The 14232-nt window shown below is 58.1% G+C and carries 11 protein-coding genes; 9 read left to right on the top strand and 2 right to left on the bottom strand.

Translation table 11 applies throughout. The features are described 5' to 3' along the window. Positions 1 to 6 precede the first annotated feature (6 nt). The 9 genes from EnteroDNA1_RS05720 to cheZ all read left to right on the top strand — a co-directional run bounded on the left by EnteroDNA1_RS05720 (position 7) and on the right by cheZ (position 10473). The gene (locus EnteroDNA1_RS05720; RefSeq protein WP_047061107.1) at positions 7 to 762 is read left to right on the top strand and encodes a fimbrial biogenesis chaperone; all 756 of its coding nucleotides are present in this window, start codon (positions 7 to 9) and stop codon (positions 760 to 762) included. After that, on the top strand, positions 738 to 3122 hold the full coding sequence (locus EnteroDNA1_RS05715) for a fimbria/pilus outer membrane usher protein (RefSeq protein WP_069303013.1): 2385 nt from the start codon (positions 738 to 740) through the stop codon (positions 3120 to 3122). Before EnteroDNA1_RS05720 ends, EnteroDNA1_RS05715 begins: the two co-directional genes overlap by 25 nt. Beyond that, on the top strand, positions 3119 to 4081 hold the full coding sequence (locus EnteroDNA1_RS05710; protein ID WP_069303012.1) for a Csu type fimbrial protein: 963 nt from the start codon (positions 3119 to 3121) through the stop codon (positions 4079 to 4081). The genes EnteroDNA1_RS05715 and EnteroDNA1_RS05710 overlap by 4 nt, the downstream gene beginning before the upstream one ends. 84 nt (positions 4082 to 4165) lie before the next feature. After that, entirely contained in the window at positions 4166 to 5833 is a 1668-nt protein-coding gene (gene tar, locus EnteroDNA1_RS05705) for a methyl-accepting chemotaxis protein II (RefSeq protein WP_045888837.1), read from the top strand. 44 nt (positions 5834 to 5877) lie between these two features. Next, positions 5878 to 7479, top strand: a complete 1602-nt coding sequence (tap, locus tag EnteroDNA1_RS05700) for a methyl-accepting chemotaxis protein IV (RefSeq protein WP_033145869.1) — start codon at positions 5878 to 5880, stop codon at positions 7477 to 7479. 19 nt (positions 7480 to 7498) lie between these two features. Next, positions 7499 to 8365 (top strand): protein-glutamate O-methyltransferase CheR, encoded by an 867-nt coding sequence (gene cheR, locus EnteroDNA1_RS05695; RefSeq protein WP_023312253.1) that lies wholly within the window; start codon positions 7499 to 7501, stop codon positions 8363 to 8365. Continuing rightward, positions 8362 to 9411 carry a protein-glutamate methylesterase/protein-glutamine glutaminase gene (locus EnteroDNA1_RS05690; RefSeq protein ID WP_029741783.1) on the top strand — a complete coding sequence of 350 codons (1050 nt, stop codon included), beginning with the start codon at positions 8362 to 8364 and terminating at the stop codon, positions 9409 to 9411. The genes cheR and EnteroDNA1_RS05690 overlap by 4 nt, the downstream gene beginning before the upstream one ends. Positions 9412 to 9428: 17 nt before the next feature. After that, positions 9429 to 9818 (top strand): chemotaxis response regulator CheY, encoded by a 390-nt coding sequence (cheY, locus tag EnteroDNA1_RS05685; protein ID WP_008500431.1) that lies wholly within the window; start codon positions 9429 to 9431, stop codon positions 9816 to 9818. Between the two features lie 10 nt (positions 9819 to 9828). Continuing rightward, positions 9829 to 10473, top strand: a complete 645-nt coding sequence (cheZ, locus tag EnteroDNA1_RS05680; protein WP_023312251.1) for a protein phosphatase CheZ — start codon at positions 9829 to 9831, stop codon at positions 10471 to 10473. A 48-nt stretch (positions 10474 to 10521) separates the two neighbouring features. Here cheZ and EnteroDNA1_RS05675 read toward each other — a convergent pair whose 3' ends face one another. After that, complete coding sequence (locus tag EnteroDNA1_RS05675) at positions 10522 to 11685, bottom strand: fimbrial protein (RefSeq protein WP_069303011.1); 1164 nt, start codon at positions 11683 to 11685, stop codon at positions 10522 to 10524. Positions 11686 to 11689: 4 nt separating this feature from the next. Beyond that, on the bottom strand, positions 11690 to 14230 hold the full coding sequence (locus tag EnteroDNA1_RS05670; RefSeq protein ID WP_069303010.1) for a fimbria/pilus outer membrane usher protein: 2541 nt from the start codon (positions 14228 to 14230) through the stop codon (positions 11690 to 11692). Between the last annotated feature and the right edge of the window lie 2 nt (positions 14231 to 14232).

Below are 14232 nucleotides of genomic sequence, written 5' to 3'. Positions count from 1 at the left end.
GTGTTGATGAAGCCATTTTTCAGACCGGTTTGTCTGGCGGGCGCGTTGGGAATGGCGGTTGCTGGCCAGGCGCAGGCGGCGGCCACCATCCTGCTCTGGCCCATCGATCCCTGGCTTGCTGCAGACGCCAACGCCACGGAACTGTGGATCCAGAATCAGGGAAACAGCGCCACGACGATGCAGGTTCGCATCGTGCGCTGGAAGCAGGAGGACGGACACGAGCGCTATACCGCGCAGCAGGACGTGGTCGCCAGCCCGCCCATCGTCACGATTGGCACAGGCAGCAAGCAGCTTATTCGCCTTATCAAACAGGCTTCGGTTCCCGCTGGGGTCGAACAGGCCTATCGCATTATCGTCGATGAAATTCCCCAGCCAGATGCCAAAGCCGAACCCGCCATCGGCCTGAAATTGCAGATGCGTTACTCCATCCCTCTGTTCGTATATGGACAGGGGATCCCGACCATCAAAGAGGGCGCGCATCACGCGCTGGCGGAGACCCAAAACCTGAGCTGGCGGGTGACGCAGGCGGAGGGGAAGCCTGCGCTGGAGGTCAAAAATCGGGGTGATGTTCACGTCAGGCTGAGCCAGGTGGCGCTGGAGCAGGGCGGTCAGAAACGCACGGTGGCGGAGGGATTGCTGGGTTACGTCCTGCCGGGCAGCACCCGCAGCTGGCCTATACCCGCTGGCGTTCGTCAGCCAGAGCGGATGAGCGCGCAGATTAATGCCAGGGACGAACAATGGCAGTCGACGCCCGTCAACTGAAGCCGGCGATGATGATACTGCTATGCGTCAGTTCCGCGACCCTGGCCGGGCCCGGCGACGACAGTTTACCGCCACCTCCCCAGGCACAGGCGATAAATGATGAAGCGGTTTTCCAGCTGGCCATCGTGGTCAATCATTACGATACCGGCCTGGTCGTGCCCGTGACGCAGCGTAAAGGCGCTTTCTTTATCTCCAGCGCCGATTTGCTGCGCGCGGGGCTGCCCCCGGCGCATGTTCCCACCGGCGAGGTAAATCTCTCCTCGCTTGCTCAGGTTCGGGTGGAATACGACAGCGCCGCGCAGCGCCTGCTGCTTAACGTTCCCCGCGACTGGGTGACGGCCCGCGTGACGCCTTTCAGCGCGCAAGCGGCGCAGGCCAAACCGCACTACGGGCGCGGGGCGCTGCTGAATTACGATCTCTACACCAACCACACGGAACATATCGGCGGTCAGGCGTCGATCTGGCATGAGTTCCGCTACTTCAACGAGAACGGCTCGTTTTCCTCGACCGGTTACGCGCGGGAAAATTTCACCGGTAACGACGGCCAGCAGGAAGGTTATGTCCGCTATGACACGACCCTGCTGTTCACCAACGAAGATGACGCGATGAGCTGGAGCGCCGGGGACGTGATCAGCGATGCCCTGAGCTGGAGTTCCAGCGTGCGGATGGGGGGAATAAGCGTCGGGCGGGATTTTTCCCTGCGTCCTGACCTGGTGACATGGCCGCTGCCCGAGTTCGCGGGGGAAGCCGCGGTACCCACTTCGGTCGATCTTTTTATCAACGGCTATCGCTCCGGCTCAACCCAGCTTCAGCCGGGCCCCTTCACCCTGACTAATCTGCCCTACATCAACGGCGCCGGGGATGCGGTGCTGGTCACAACGGATGCGCTGGGGCGCCAGGTAAGCACCACGCTACCGTTTTACGTCACCAGCGACCTGCTCAAACAAGGGCTGAGCGACGGCGCCGTGACGCTCGGCAGCCTGCGGCGTAATTACGGCATCAAGAATTTTGACTACGGTCCGGCAGCCGGCAGCGGCTCGTATCGCTATGGGATGACGGACTGGCTAACCCTCGAGGGCCACGCGGAAGGGGCGCAGGAGCTGGCGCTGGGCGGCGCGGGGACGGTGATAAAACTCGGCCAGTTTGGCGTGGTGAATACCTCTTACTCGCAAAGCCGCATGCGCGGTGATGCGGGCGGGCAAATCAACTGGGGTTACCAGTACAGTACCAGCGAGTTTAGCGTCGCCACCCAGCACACGCGTCGCGACCGCGGCTTTGGCAATCTGGCCCTTTACGATCAGCCGACGGTATATGACGAAAACGATAAGCCCATCGCCAGCTTTAGCCGTAATACGGACCAGTATTCGCTGACCTTCAATCTGGGACGGTACGGCAATATCGGTGCGGCCTGGATCGGCGTGGAGAGTTTTGACAGCCAAAAAACCGAGCTGCTCAATCTCTCCTGGAGCCGAAACCTGTGGGGAGCGAGCAGTATTTACCTGGCCGGCAGCCGGGATCGGCAGCGGGGAGACTGGACGGTCGCGCTGTCGCTGCAGGTGCCGCTGGGGGCGCGCGACAGCGCTGCCGTCACCGTTGAAAACACCCCGGATGCAGGCAGTACCCAGCGCATTAACTACAACCACTCCATGCCTTCTGACGGTGGGTTCAGCTGGAACATGGCCTGGGCCAACCAGTCAAGATCCAGTGATTATCAACAGGGTACGCTGGGCTGGCGCAATATCAACATCGAGCTGCAGGGCGGCGGCTATGGCGAAAGGGATACCATGACCTGGTGGGGCGAGGCGATGGGCGCCGTTGTGCTGATGGACGGCGAGCTGTTCGCGGCGAATAAGATCAACGATGCGTTTGTGGTCATCAGTACCGACGGCCACCCGGACGTGCCCGTCAGCTATGAGAACCAGCCCGTCGGTAAAACCAATAACAACGGCTACCTGCTGGTCAGCGGGGTGTCGGCGTATTACCCGGCAAGCTACCGGATTGATACTTTGAATCTGCCGGCGGATACCCGTCTGAAAGAGACCGAGCGGCGGATCGCGATTCGGCGCCACAGCGGCTATCTGGTCGATTTCCCGATGGAGCAGGAGAGGGTGGCCAGCGTTATTCTGCATGACGCGCGCGGGAAGGCGTTGCCGGTGGGAAGCCAGGTTCGACGCGCCTCGCGCAGCAATGCGGTGGTGGGGTATGACGGCATCGCCTGGCTGGAAAATCTCAGCGATGTGAACCCGCTGGAGGTGATCGCACCTGACGGGAGGCGCTGTAAGACTACCCTGACCGTGGGGGCCAATCCGGAGCACAAGCTGAAAACCTACGGGCCGCTGGTTTGCCGGGAGGCGCCATGACGCGCCTGCTGCTATTCATCCTGCTGCTGTTCTCCGGCGGCGGCTGGGCGGCGTGTACCGTCAGTACGGTTAATGCGTCGTTTGGCAGCGTCACCTCGTTCGCGCTTAGCGGAACCGGAGAAGTTCAAACCACCGGCACGCTGGTGGTGGCCTGCGATGCCGTACTGAATCTGCTGACCAGCGACTCGGTAACGCTGACCTACACCGCGGCATCGGTTTCGGGCAGCAGCCGGGCCACGATGAAACGCACGGATAATGCGGCCATCACCGACGCGATCCCCACCCGGCTGTGCGGGTTATCGGGATGCGCGAGCAGCAGCGAGGTACAGATAAGTAAATCGTATACCTGGAGCGGGAGTACCCTGCTGGGGTTGCTGGGGTCAAAGCAGTACAACATTCCGCTCTATTTCCGCACCGTCGCCGGGCAAAATGTCACTGCCGGGCCATATCAGGTGCAGTTAACCTTCAGCATTAACTACAGCGTCTGCTCCGTCGGCGCGCTCGGCATTTGCACAATCAATCAGACGGGAACCGCGACAACCACCATCCTGCTGGATATGACCGTCACCAACGACTGCAGCGCCATGACCACGCCAGATGTGAACTTCAACAGCGCGCCGCTGGTGCAAAGTTTCCCCACCGTCTCGCAGGCGATTGCCGTCACCTGTACCAAAGGAAGTTCGTATACCATCGGCATTAATAACGGTGCCAACGCGCTGAACAACGTGCGGCGGATGGTGAGCGGCAGCAACGCCATGAGCTACGACATCTATAAGGAAGCCACCGGTAACCGCTGGGGCGGCAGCGGTAGCGAGCGCTGGTCCAGCGCGGTATCGTCCCAGGTCAGTACCGACGGTTTACTGCGCACCTACAACTACACCGCGAAAGTCCTGACCAATCAGGCCACGCCGCCCGCTGGAACCTACACCGACACGCTGATTGTCGACGTGGCGTTTTAACCCCGCGCTTTTCCCTTTCGCAAATGTAAAGTTCCTGTGGGCTGTGCCGATAACACCGTTAATAAATCTATGAGAAGGTGTTGTATGTTGAACCGTATCCGCGTTGTCACAATGCTCATGATGGTGCTGGTCATTTTCGCACTTCTTCAGCTTATCTCCGGCGGGCTTTTTTTCTCGTCATTAAAACAGAACCAGGACAGCTTCGCGGCCTCGAACGATCTCCGCCTGCAGCAGAGTGAACTCACGTCGACGTGGGATCTGATGCTGCAAACGCGTATCAACCTGAGCCGCTCGTCCGCGCGCATGATGATGGACCCCAACAATCAGCAGAGCAGCGCGAAAACCGATCTGTTGAAAAATGCCCGTGCCACCCTCGCTGACGCCGCGAAACATTACGACGCCTTCAAAAAGATCGCCCCGCAGCCTGCTATGGAGCAGGTGAGCCAGAATATCGATGAAAAATACAATGCCTACCATACCGGCCTGACAGAGCTGATTCAGTTCCTGGAGAGCGGCAATATGGACGCCTATTTCGCGCAGCCAACGCAGGGGATGCAAAACGCACTCGGCGCGGCGCTGGGGGAATACGCGAAGGTCAGTGGCGATCTCTATCACTCGGCCTTTACGGCAAGCCAGAATGACTACCGCTTTGCAAAATGGCAGATGGCCGTGATGGCGCTGGCGCTGGTCATTGTGCTGGTCGCGGTCTGGTACGGCATTCGCCATATCCTGCTGAACCCTCTCGGCCGCGTCATTGCCCACATTCGCGAAATTGCCGGCGGTGACCTGACCAAAACGCTGACCGTTTCCGGGCGCAATGAGATCACCGAGCTGGCAAACAGCGTTGACCATATGCAGCGTTCGTTAATCGAAACCGTCGCGAACGTGCGCAACGGGTCGGAGGCTATCTACACCGGCACCAGCGAAATTGCGATGGGGAATAACGACCTCTCATCCCGTACCGAGCAGCAGGCGTCCGCCCTGGAAGAGACGGCCGCCAGCATGGAGCAGCTCACCGCGACCGTGAAGCAGAACGCCGATAACGCCCGCCAGGCGTCTCAGCTGGCGGAAAGCGCCTCCGAGACGGCACAGCGCGGCGGCCGCGTGGTGGATGGCGTGGTGAAAACCATGCACGAAATCGCCGACAGCTCGAAGAAAATCGCCGACATCATCAGCGTTATCGACGGCATTGCCTTCCAGACCAACATTCTGGCGCTGAACGCCGCCGTGGAAGCGGCGCGCGCGGGTGAACAGGGGCGCGGGTTTGCCGTGGTGGCCGGGGAAGTACGCAACCTGGCCAGCCGCAGCGCCAACGCGGCCAAAGAGATCAAGTCTCTGATTGAAGATTCCGTCTCCCGCGTGGATACCGGCTCCGTGCTGGTGGAAAGCGCCGGGGAGACCATGAATGACATCGTGAATGCCGTCACCCGCGTGACGGACATCATGGGTGAAATCGCCTCTGCGTCCGATGAGCAGAGTCGTGGTATCGACCAGGTTGCCCTGGCGGTATCGGAAATGGATCGCGTGACACAGCAAAACGCCGCGCTGGTGCAGGAGTCCGCTGCGGCGGCCGCTGCTCTGGAAGACCAGGCGAGCCGTCTGAAGATGGCCGTCTCGGCGTTTCGTCTCGCTTCACTCGCTGGAAACACGGTCACCCCGCAGGCGACGTATCGTGCGCCAGCCGCTGAATCGGCTGCACACCGTACGCGCACCGCGACGACCGGACAAGATGAAAACTGGGAAACATTTTGACTGACAATTAAACCGCGGCTGCTTGCCGCTTGATGGGAGCGTGGATGTTAAATCGTATTCGTATCTCGACCACACTGTTTTTGATTCTGATCCTTTGCGGTGTGTTGCAGGTTGGCAGTAACGGGTTGTCTTTTTGGGCGTTTCGCGATGGCTATCAGAATTTGCAGGAAGTTGAGGCGAGTAATCAGCAGCGCTCCGCACTGGCACAAACGCGTGCCGTGCTGTTGCAGGCAAGCACTGCGCTGAACAAGGCGGGAACCTTAACCGCGCTGAGTTATCCGCCGGATGACATTAAAGCGCTGATGGCGACCGCGCGCGACAGCCTGAAGCAGGCTGACGCACAGTTTAAAGCCTTTACGGCGCAGGCCGCCGACAGTGAGAAAGAGAAAGCGCTGAAGGCCGCCATGAAGACGAACTTTGAGCAGTGGTACAGCGATCTGGACCACCAGGCGACGTGGCTTGAGAACAACCAGCTTTCGGACTTTATGACTGCACCGGTTCAGGCGTCTCAGGCGGCGTTTGACGGCAGCTTTAACGCGTGGCAGCAGGATATTAACCAGTCTGTTCAGCGTGCCGGTGACCAGAGTCGTCAAAGCTATCACATGTCGGGCGTCATCTTTGCCGTGGTGGTGATCCTGGCAGGGCTGCTGACCGGCGGGGCGCTGCTCTGGTCGCGCAGAATGATCGTGCAGCCGCTGGCGATTATCAGCAGCCACTTCGACAGCATTGCGAAAGGGGACCTGGCGCGTCCGGTGGCGGTGTTCGGTAAGAACGAAATTTCGGCGATCTTTGCCAGCCTGAAGGCGATGCAGGGATCGCTGCGGGAAACGGTGAGCGACGTGCGGCAGGGCAGTTATGCCATGCACACCGGGATCTCTGAGATTGCGGCGGGCAACAACGATCTCTCGTCCCGCACCGAGCAGCAGGCGGCCTCGCTGGCGCAGACGGCGGCCAGCATGGAGCAGTTAACCGCGACGGTAAGCCAGAACGCCGATAACGCGCGTCAGGCGTCTGACCTGTCAAAACAGGCGGCGATGACGGCGAAGAAAGGCGGCGACCAGGCGTCCCATGTCGCCAGCACCATGCAGGAGATTGCCACCAGCTCGCAGAAAATTGGTGACATCATCAGCGTGATTGACGGTATCGCGTTTCAGACCAACATTCTGGCGCTGAATGCCGCCGTGGAAGCGGCGCGCGCCGGTGAGCAAGGGCGCGGGTTTGCGGTGGTGGCGGGGGAGGTGCGTAACCTGGCGAGCCGCAGCGCCAACGCGGCGAAAGAGATTAAGGTGCTGATCGAAGAGTCGGTTTCGCGCGTTCAGCAGGGCTCAACGCTGGTGGATACGGCGGCGAAAACCATGCACGAGATCGTCACCTCCGTGACGCGGGTGAACGACATCATGGGCGAGATTGCCTCTGCGTCGGATGAACAGCGTCGCGGGATTGAGCAGGTTGCCCAGGCCGTCAGCCAGATGGATCAGGTGACGCAACAGAACGCCTCGTTAGTTGAGGAAGCGGCAGCGGCAACCGATCAGCTGGCCAGCCAGGCGGATCGTCTGACCGGACTGGTCGCGGTATTTAATGTGAAAGAGCACGTTGAAGCAGTAACAGAAGTCGGGCGGTCGCAGGCCGTGCCAGTTGTATCCTGAATGTAATGAAGAAGGCGCTATGACATCACCAATGCCCCCTGGGCAAACGTCATTATTGTTGCAGATGACACAGCGCCTCGCGCTGTCCGACGCGCATTTTCGTCGGATATGTCAGTTAATCTACCAGCGTGCGGGGATCGTGCTTGCGGATCATAAGCGGGACATGGTCTACAACCGTCTGGTGCGGCGCTTGCGTACGCTGGGGCTGGATGATTTTGGCCGCTATCTGAGCATGCTCGAGGCGAACCAGAACAGCGCAGAGTGGCAGGCTTTTATTAACTCGTTAACCACCAACCTGACGGCGTTTTTCCGTGAAGCTCACCACTTCCCGGTCCTGGCCGAGCACGCCCGCCGTCGCACCGGGGAGTATCGCGTATGGAGCGCGGCCGCCTCGACGGGTGAAGAGCCGTACTCGCTGGCGATCACCCTTGCTGACACCCTGGGCATGACGCCCGGACGCTGGAAAGTCTACGCCAGCGATATCGATACCGAGGTGCTGGAGAAGGCGCGTAACGGCGTGTATCGCCAGGATGAACTGAAAACGCTGTCGCCGCAGCAGCTGCAGCGTTATTTCATGCGCGGCACGGGCCCGCATGAAGGCCTGGTGCGCGTACGCCAGGAGCTGGCGAACTGCGTCGAATTCGCGCCCGTTAACCTGCTGGATAAGCAGTACAACGTGCCGGGGCCGTTCGATGCCATTTTTTGCCGTAACGTCATGATCTATTTTGATAAAACGACGCAACAGGACATTTTGCGTCGGTTTGTTCCGTTGCTCAAGCCTGACGGTTTACTGTTTGCCGGGCACTCGGAAAACTTCAGCAACCTCGCGCGTGAGTTTAGCCTGCGTGGGCAAACGGTATATGCGCTGAGTAAGGAAAAAGCATGAGTAAAATCAGGGTGTTGTCTGTCGATGATTCAGCGCTGATGCGTCAGATCATGACTGAAATTATCAATAGCCACAGCGACATGGAGATGGTGGCGACTGCGCCCGATCCTCTGGTAGCGCGGGATTTAATTAAAAAATATAACCCCGACGTGCTAACGCTGGATGTCGAGATGCCGCGCATGGATGGCATAGATTTCCTCGAAAAATTGATGCGGCTTCGGCCCATGCCGGTGGTGATGGTCTCCTCCCTGACCGGAAAAGGATCGGAAATCACCCTGCGCGCGCTGGAGCTGGGGGCGGTGGATTTTGTCACCAAACCGCAGCTTGGCATTCGCGAAGGGATGCTGGCCTACAGCGAAATGATTGCGGAGAAGATCCGCACCGCGTCGCGGGCGAAGCTTGCTGCCCATACGCCATTGGCCGCGCCTGCGACCCTGAAGGCCGGTCCCTTACTCAGCTCGGAAAAACTGCTGGTTATTGGGGCGTCAACCGGAGGAACAGAGGCAATTCGTCATGTACTCCAGCCATTGCCGCTTTCAAGTCCGGGTATTCTGATCACTCAGCATATGCCGCCAGGCTTTACCCGTTCGTTCGCCGAACGCCTGAACAAGCTGTGCCAGATCAGCGTGAAGGAGGCGGAAGACGGCGAGCGCGTGCTCCCGGGACATGCCTATATCGCCCCGGGCGACAAGCATATGGAGCTGTCGCGCAGCGGCGCTAACTATCAAATCAAAATTCATGACGGACCGCCGGTCAACCGGCACCGTCCGTCGGTGGATGTGCTGTTTCATTCGGTGGCGAAACATGCGGGGCGCAACGCCGTTGGGGTGATCCTGACGGGGATGGGCAACGATGGTGCCGCCGGAATGCTTGCAATGCACCAGGCTGGCGCCTGGACGATTGCGCAGAATGAAGCAAGTTGTGTGGTGTTCGGCATGCCGCGCGAGGCCATCAATATGGGTGGCGTGAGCGAAGTGGTCGATCTTAGCCAGGTAAGCCAGCAGATGCTGGCGAAAATCAGTGCCGGACAGGCAATACGTATTTGACTCAGGAGTATTATTTTATGGCGGATAAAGAGCTTAAGTTTTTGGTTGTGGATGACTTTTCCACCATGCGTCGCATCGTGCGCAACCTGCTGAAAGAGCTGGGCTTCAACAACGTTGAAGAAGCAGAAGACGGCGTTGATGCGCTGAACAAACTGCAGGCTGGCGGGTTTGGTTTTGTTATCTCCGACTGGAACATGCCTAACATGGACGGTCTGGAACTGCTGAAAACCATTCGTGCCGATGCCGGAATGGCGTCTATGCCGGTTCTGATGGTTACTGCAGAAGCGAAAAAAGAGAACATCATTGCCGCTGCACAGGCGGGCGCAAGCGGCTATGTGGTGAAGCCATTCACCGCGGCAACCCTGGAAGAGAAGCTCGGTAAGATCTTCGAGAAACTCGGCATGTGAGGTGATGGAAATGTTGCAACCTGCTATGAAACCCGTTGAAGAACACTCGCCGAGCGATATTATCGTCCGCATCGGCAGCCTGACGCGCATGCTGCGTGACAGCCTGCGTGAGTTGGGTCTGGATCAGGCGATTGCCGAAGCGGCGGAAGCCATTCCTGATGCCCGCGATCGTCTGGACTATGTTGTGCAGATGACCGCTCAGGCTGCGGAACGTGCGCTGAACAGCGTTGAAGCGTCACAGCCGCACCAGGATGCGATGGAAAAGGGGGCGAAAGCTCTGAGCAAACGCTGGGACGAGTGGTTTGAGAACCCTATCGAGCTGGCGGATGCCCGTGAGCTGGTGACGGATACCCGTCAGTACCTGGGTGATGTGCCGGGGCACACCAGCTTCACCAACGCCCAGCTGCTGGACATCATGATGGCGCAGGATTTCCAGGACCTGACCGGTCAGGTGATCAAGCGCATGATGGATGTTATTCAGGAGATTGAGCGTCAGCTGCTGATGGTTCTGCTGGAGAACATCCCTGAACCGGCAGCCCGTCCAAAACGCGAGAACGAAAGCCTGCTCAATGGTCCACAGCTCGACGCCAGCAAGGCGGGCGTTGTGGCAAGCCAGGATCAGGTCGACGATCTGCTGGACAGCCTCGGCTTCTGATTGTTCTGATTACCCTCAGGCTGCGGCGTCAACCTGAGGGTAGTTCGGTTAGCGAAGATCCATCTTCACCGTCACGTTACCTTCAAAGCGGCCCGGGGCCGGAGAGGCATTGGTCGTGCTGACCGGTACAGCCTGAATTTTGACCACACCGTTTCCCTGCGCGTCCATCGTCACCGGAAACTCATAGGTCCCGTCCAGCGCGACGTTCTGACTGTGTTCATCATATACACGCACCCCGAGGTCGTCCCTGTCCAGAAGTTTTGCAATGTACGGCGTACTGCTGTCCGCGACCCCCTGATCTGCGGTCAGCGTGAGCTTTATCCGGTCCGTGTTTCCCACTGCGTTATCATCACAGTGGTAGGCAATATCAACGTTTTTGATGGCATAACGTTTTGGCGGTTGCCCCTTGATGACGAATTGCTTGCTGACGATGCTGCCGAACTCAACCTCAATGGTGCTGCCTTCGTTGATAACGCAGCTTAGCGGCGCAGAAAGCGTGCCGCTAAACCAGATATCAGAGACCTGATCTGCCTGCCCGGGATCGCAACTTCCCCCCGAGCCGAAATAAAGACAGGCATAGTTTTGCGCGACGATCGTCGAAGGGATCACCTCTTGACCCAGGATGGGTTTTTTAATGTGAAGCAGGATCGCAACGACGTTCCAGCGGAAATTACGCTTTACTGTAGCGGCGTTGCTCGGCTGGGTGCCACTACTGCAAACGTTGGCATCACCCTCCGTTTTGGCGAGTGCATTCTCGCTAGTGTTACGCATATTAGCTCTGGACGTCGGGTATTCATTGACAGCTATCGGGGTCAAAGAAGTGCCGTCCGGAGAGTTGATTGCATCCGCATAGGCGGTGATATCGGCATCGATCTTTTCTGTCAAATAGCCGTATCCGCTTGTTCCCGGTTTCAACGGGCTTCCGGCGAAGGTTTTTTCATAAACCATGCTCGAAGAAAATATATTCCCGGGACAGCTGCAGTTGGCCACTATCACCGGGCCATTGCCGACCAGATGATTTGGCACATCATAGTCATGATTGGCGATATTTTCGCTGGACGAAAACTCATGATCGAACGTCGTGGTGTAGGCTTGCGGCGCACCGAAGCAGTCATGAAGTAAAGTCGCGGCCATGCTCGGGCTGGTTGCGGTCAGGCTCAGTGCCGTGGCCAATGAAGCCCAGACGGCCCGTTTCGTGAGTATAGTTGTCATGTGCTTATTCCTGCTGACAAAGCTCGCTAACCGAGCGAATACCGTTAGGGCTTTCGGTTTGGTTAGCTGACTGTTGCGTAATGCTGGCGCGGCACTGTTGGCCCATGCCGTTGCCCCACTTCACGGTGAGCTGCGCGGTCTCTCCAATGCCTGCCAGATAGACGGTGCTGGTTTCATCGACAATGCCGCTCATCACCGGGTCGCTACTGGTCGCGATGGCGCCGAACGGAACGGGGAGACCGTTTGGACGCTTCAGGGTGACCAGCATCCGGTAGCCTGTGTGGGCGTCAAATCTGGCCAGAACTGCCGCGTTGCGCGAGGGAATGACGGTGATGGCGGTATCGCTGCTGTCCACATTTTCCGGCAGGCTCGAGGTATCAATACGAATATTATTCTCCTGGTACGGAGTGAGCGATGGAATGACTGCGTTACCCTGCCAGTCGGTCTGAATACCCCGCTGGTTCAGGAAACGGACGCCGGAAGCATCGTTGGCGTTGACGATAGCAAACTGGCTTCCTAAAGGTTGAGCCAGCGTGATGCCCTGAGGATGGGCAACAATACCGCCGCTAATGCCGTAGTTAAGCTGCTGAGAGTGATCGGTGGAAGCGTAATATCCGGCGGTCAGATTGGCGTACTGCGAGCGGTAGCTGCCATAGACGCTGCTGATATCTTCCCCGTCGTGGTTGGAGTGGCTCTGCTGCAACGAGTAGCTCAGACGCTCATCCTCCAGAAGCGTGCCGCTGAGGCCCACGTTTTGCCGCGTATAGCCATTTTTAGTGTTGCTGATGTTATAGCTACTCCAGGCGCGTGGCAGCCATCTGGCGAGAGGAATGCTAAATCCCAAAGAGACCATCCTGTCAGACTCGTCGCCGTTGGTTTTGCTGTACGTATAGGCAATGTGATAGCTCGTGCCGGCAACAACGGTATTGAATCCCAGAGACAGGTTGCGCTCTTTTTTAGAGGTGCCCCAGTAATCCTGCTGATAACCGTTAAGATACAGACTTACCCCAGCAACGGTTTGGCTAACGCTGGCCTGAATGCGGTTGCGTTTATTGTAACGAAACAGCAGATCGTCATCGTGGCCGTCATGCTTCTGGTTGGCGTCGGCAAAGCTGTAATACCCGCGGCTGGAGTATCGGTAGCTGCCGAGGCTGAAGTTGGTATCGGTCGAATCCAGCTTACCGGTATAAAGCAAACGCCATGACTGGCCGGTATGCTGGCTGTTATCGTCTAGCCGGGTGTCGGCCATGGTAACGTCAGCGGACAGCGAGCCCAGCGGCCCGAGCGCCAGACCGGCACCGGTATTGGCTGCGTTATAGTCTTTCGAGAGCGTCAACCCTCCAAACCAGGTGAGAAGGTTATTTAAACCGTAAATCATGCTGCCCTGGAAAAAATCGGGTTCCTTTTGGTCGCTCCCGCTTTCAGCACGATAACGGCCTGCTGTCATTTCGTACTTCATACGCCCAGGCCGCAGCATAACCGCGATACTGGAGTAGGGCTGCGTAAAGTGATGCTCGGTGCCGTCAGCTTCTTTCACCGTAACGTCCAGATCGCCGCTGTTGGTCGTGGAGTAGAGATCGTCGATTTCGAACGCGCCCGGCGCGACATTTTGCTGATAGATGAGGTAGCCATTCTGGCGCACCGAGACTTCCGCATTTGAACTGGCGATGCCGCGTATGACAGGGGCATAGCCGCGTTGGCTGTAGGGAAGCATCTCTTCATCCGACGCAAGGTTAACGCCCCGGTACTGTAAGCTATCAAATACCTCGCCCCGCGTGTTGCTTTCTCCGGCCGTGAACTGTGCCTTGAGGGCGTCAACGTCATGCTGGAGGAAGGTATTGATGTTTTCCCACAGGTTTTCATTCTCTGAATTGCTCCACGTTGAATAGTTGCGCACTCGCCAGCCACCCATGTTGGCGCCGGTGCGCAAATTCAGATACTGACTGGTGGCGCTGTTGTCGCCGCTCTCCTTATTTTTTGATCCTGAGAAAGCGTAGTCACTGAACAACACGGGAACACCGTCGTCCCAGCGCGAAGGATCGATGTAATCGCGACCGGTACTTCTTAACGCGGCCTGAGGAATACTCAACGCTAATGTCATGTTTGAAAAATCAAGCCGCGCGGAGGCCTGGGGGATATAGTTGCTGATATCTTTAGGCAAAGCCTTATTGGCGGGTAACGCAAGCAAGGCGGGATACTGGTCGATAGCAACCCCCCATGCCCGCAGCATATCCGGTGTGAGCTGCGGTATCAGTGACCCTTCCGGCGAGCTGACGTAAGCGATACTGGTGGTGCTCAGGCGGTGTTCGTTCACCTGCACTCGTGAAGAATAGGTGCCGGGTAGCTGAGCATTCGACTTTGAAAAGAGTGAAAGGTCGATATCCTGCTGGGCCAGCATGTCTCCTTCAAGCGATGAGGGAGAGAAACGATACTCACGGGCCAGCGTCGAGAAGCTCGCGATGAGCAAGACACCGCCAAGGCAGCGAAGAAGCGGATTCGGTCTAAAGAGCCGCTCGTATGACATATCATTACGTCCTGTCATCATCG

Origin of the sequence: Enterobacter sp. HK169, from assembly GCF_001719105.1 — a bacterium.
Taxonomy (GTDB): domain Bacteria; phylum Pseudomonadota; class Gammaproteobacteria; order Enterobacterales; family Enterobacteriaceae; genus Enterobacter; species Enterobacter asburiae_B.
This window is presented reverse-complemented; position numbering and strand designations above follow the sequence as displayed.

Coding starts and splice junctions, on each gene's coding strand:
- EnteroDNA1_RS05720 (WP_047061107.1), top strand. CDS start 7: ATGAAGCCATTTTTCAGACCGGTTTGTCTGGCGGGCGCGTTGGGAATG.
- EnteroDNA1_RS05715 (WP_069303013.1), top strand. CDS start 738: ATGGCAGTCGACGCCCGTCAACTGAAGCCGGCGATGATGATACTGCTA.
- EnteroDNA1_RS05710 (WP_069303012.1), top strand. CDS start 3,119: ATGACGCGCCTGCTGCTATTCATCCTGCTGCTGTTCTCCGGCGGCGGC.
- tar (WP_045888837.1), top strand. CDS start 4,166: ATGTTGAACCGTATCCGCGTTGTCACAATGCTCATGATGGTGCTGGTC.
- tap (WP_033145869.1), top strand. CDS start 5,878: ATGTTAAATCGTATTCGTATCTCGACCACACTGTTTTTGATTCTGATC.
- cheR (WP_023312253.1), top strand. CDS start 7,499: ATGACATCACCAATGCCCCCTGGGCAAACGTCATTATTGTTGCAGATG.
- EnteroDNA1_RS05690 (WP_029741783.1), top strand. CDS start 8,362: ATGAGTAAAATCAGGGTGTTGTCTGTCGATGATTCAGCGCTGATGCGT.
- cheY (WP_008500431.1), top strand. CDS start 9,429: ATGGCGGATAAAGAGCTTAAGTTTTTGGTTGTGGATGACTTTTCCACC.
- cheZ (WP_023312251.1), top strand. CDS start 9,829: ATGTTGCAACCTGCTATGAAACCCGTTGAAGAACACTCGCCGAGCGAT.
- EnteroDNA1_RS05675 (WP_069303011.1), bottom strand. CDS start 11,685: ATGACAACTATACTCACGAAACGGGCCGTCTGGGCTTCATTGGCCACG.
- EnteroDNA1_RS05670 (WP_069303010.1), bottom strand. CDS start 14,230: ATGATGACAGGACGTAATGATATGTCATACGAGCGGCTCTTTAGACCG.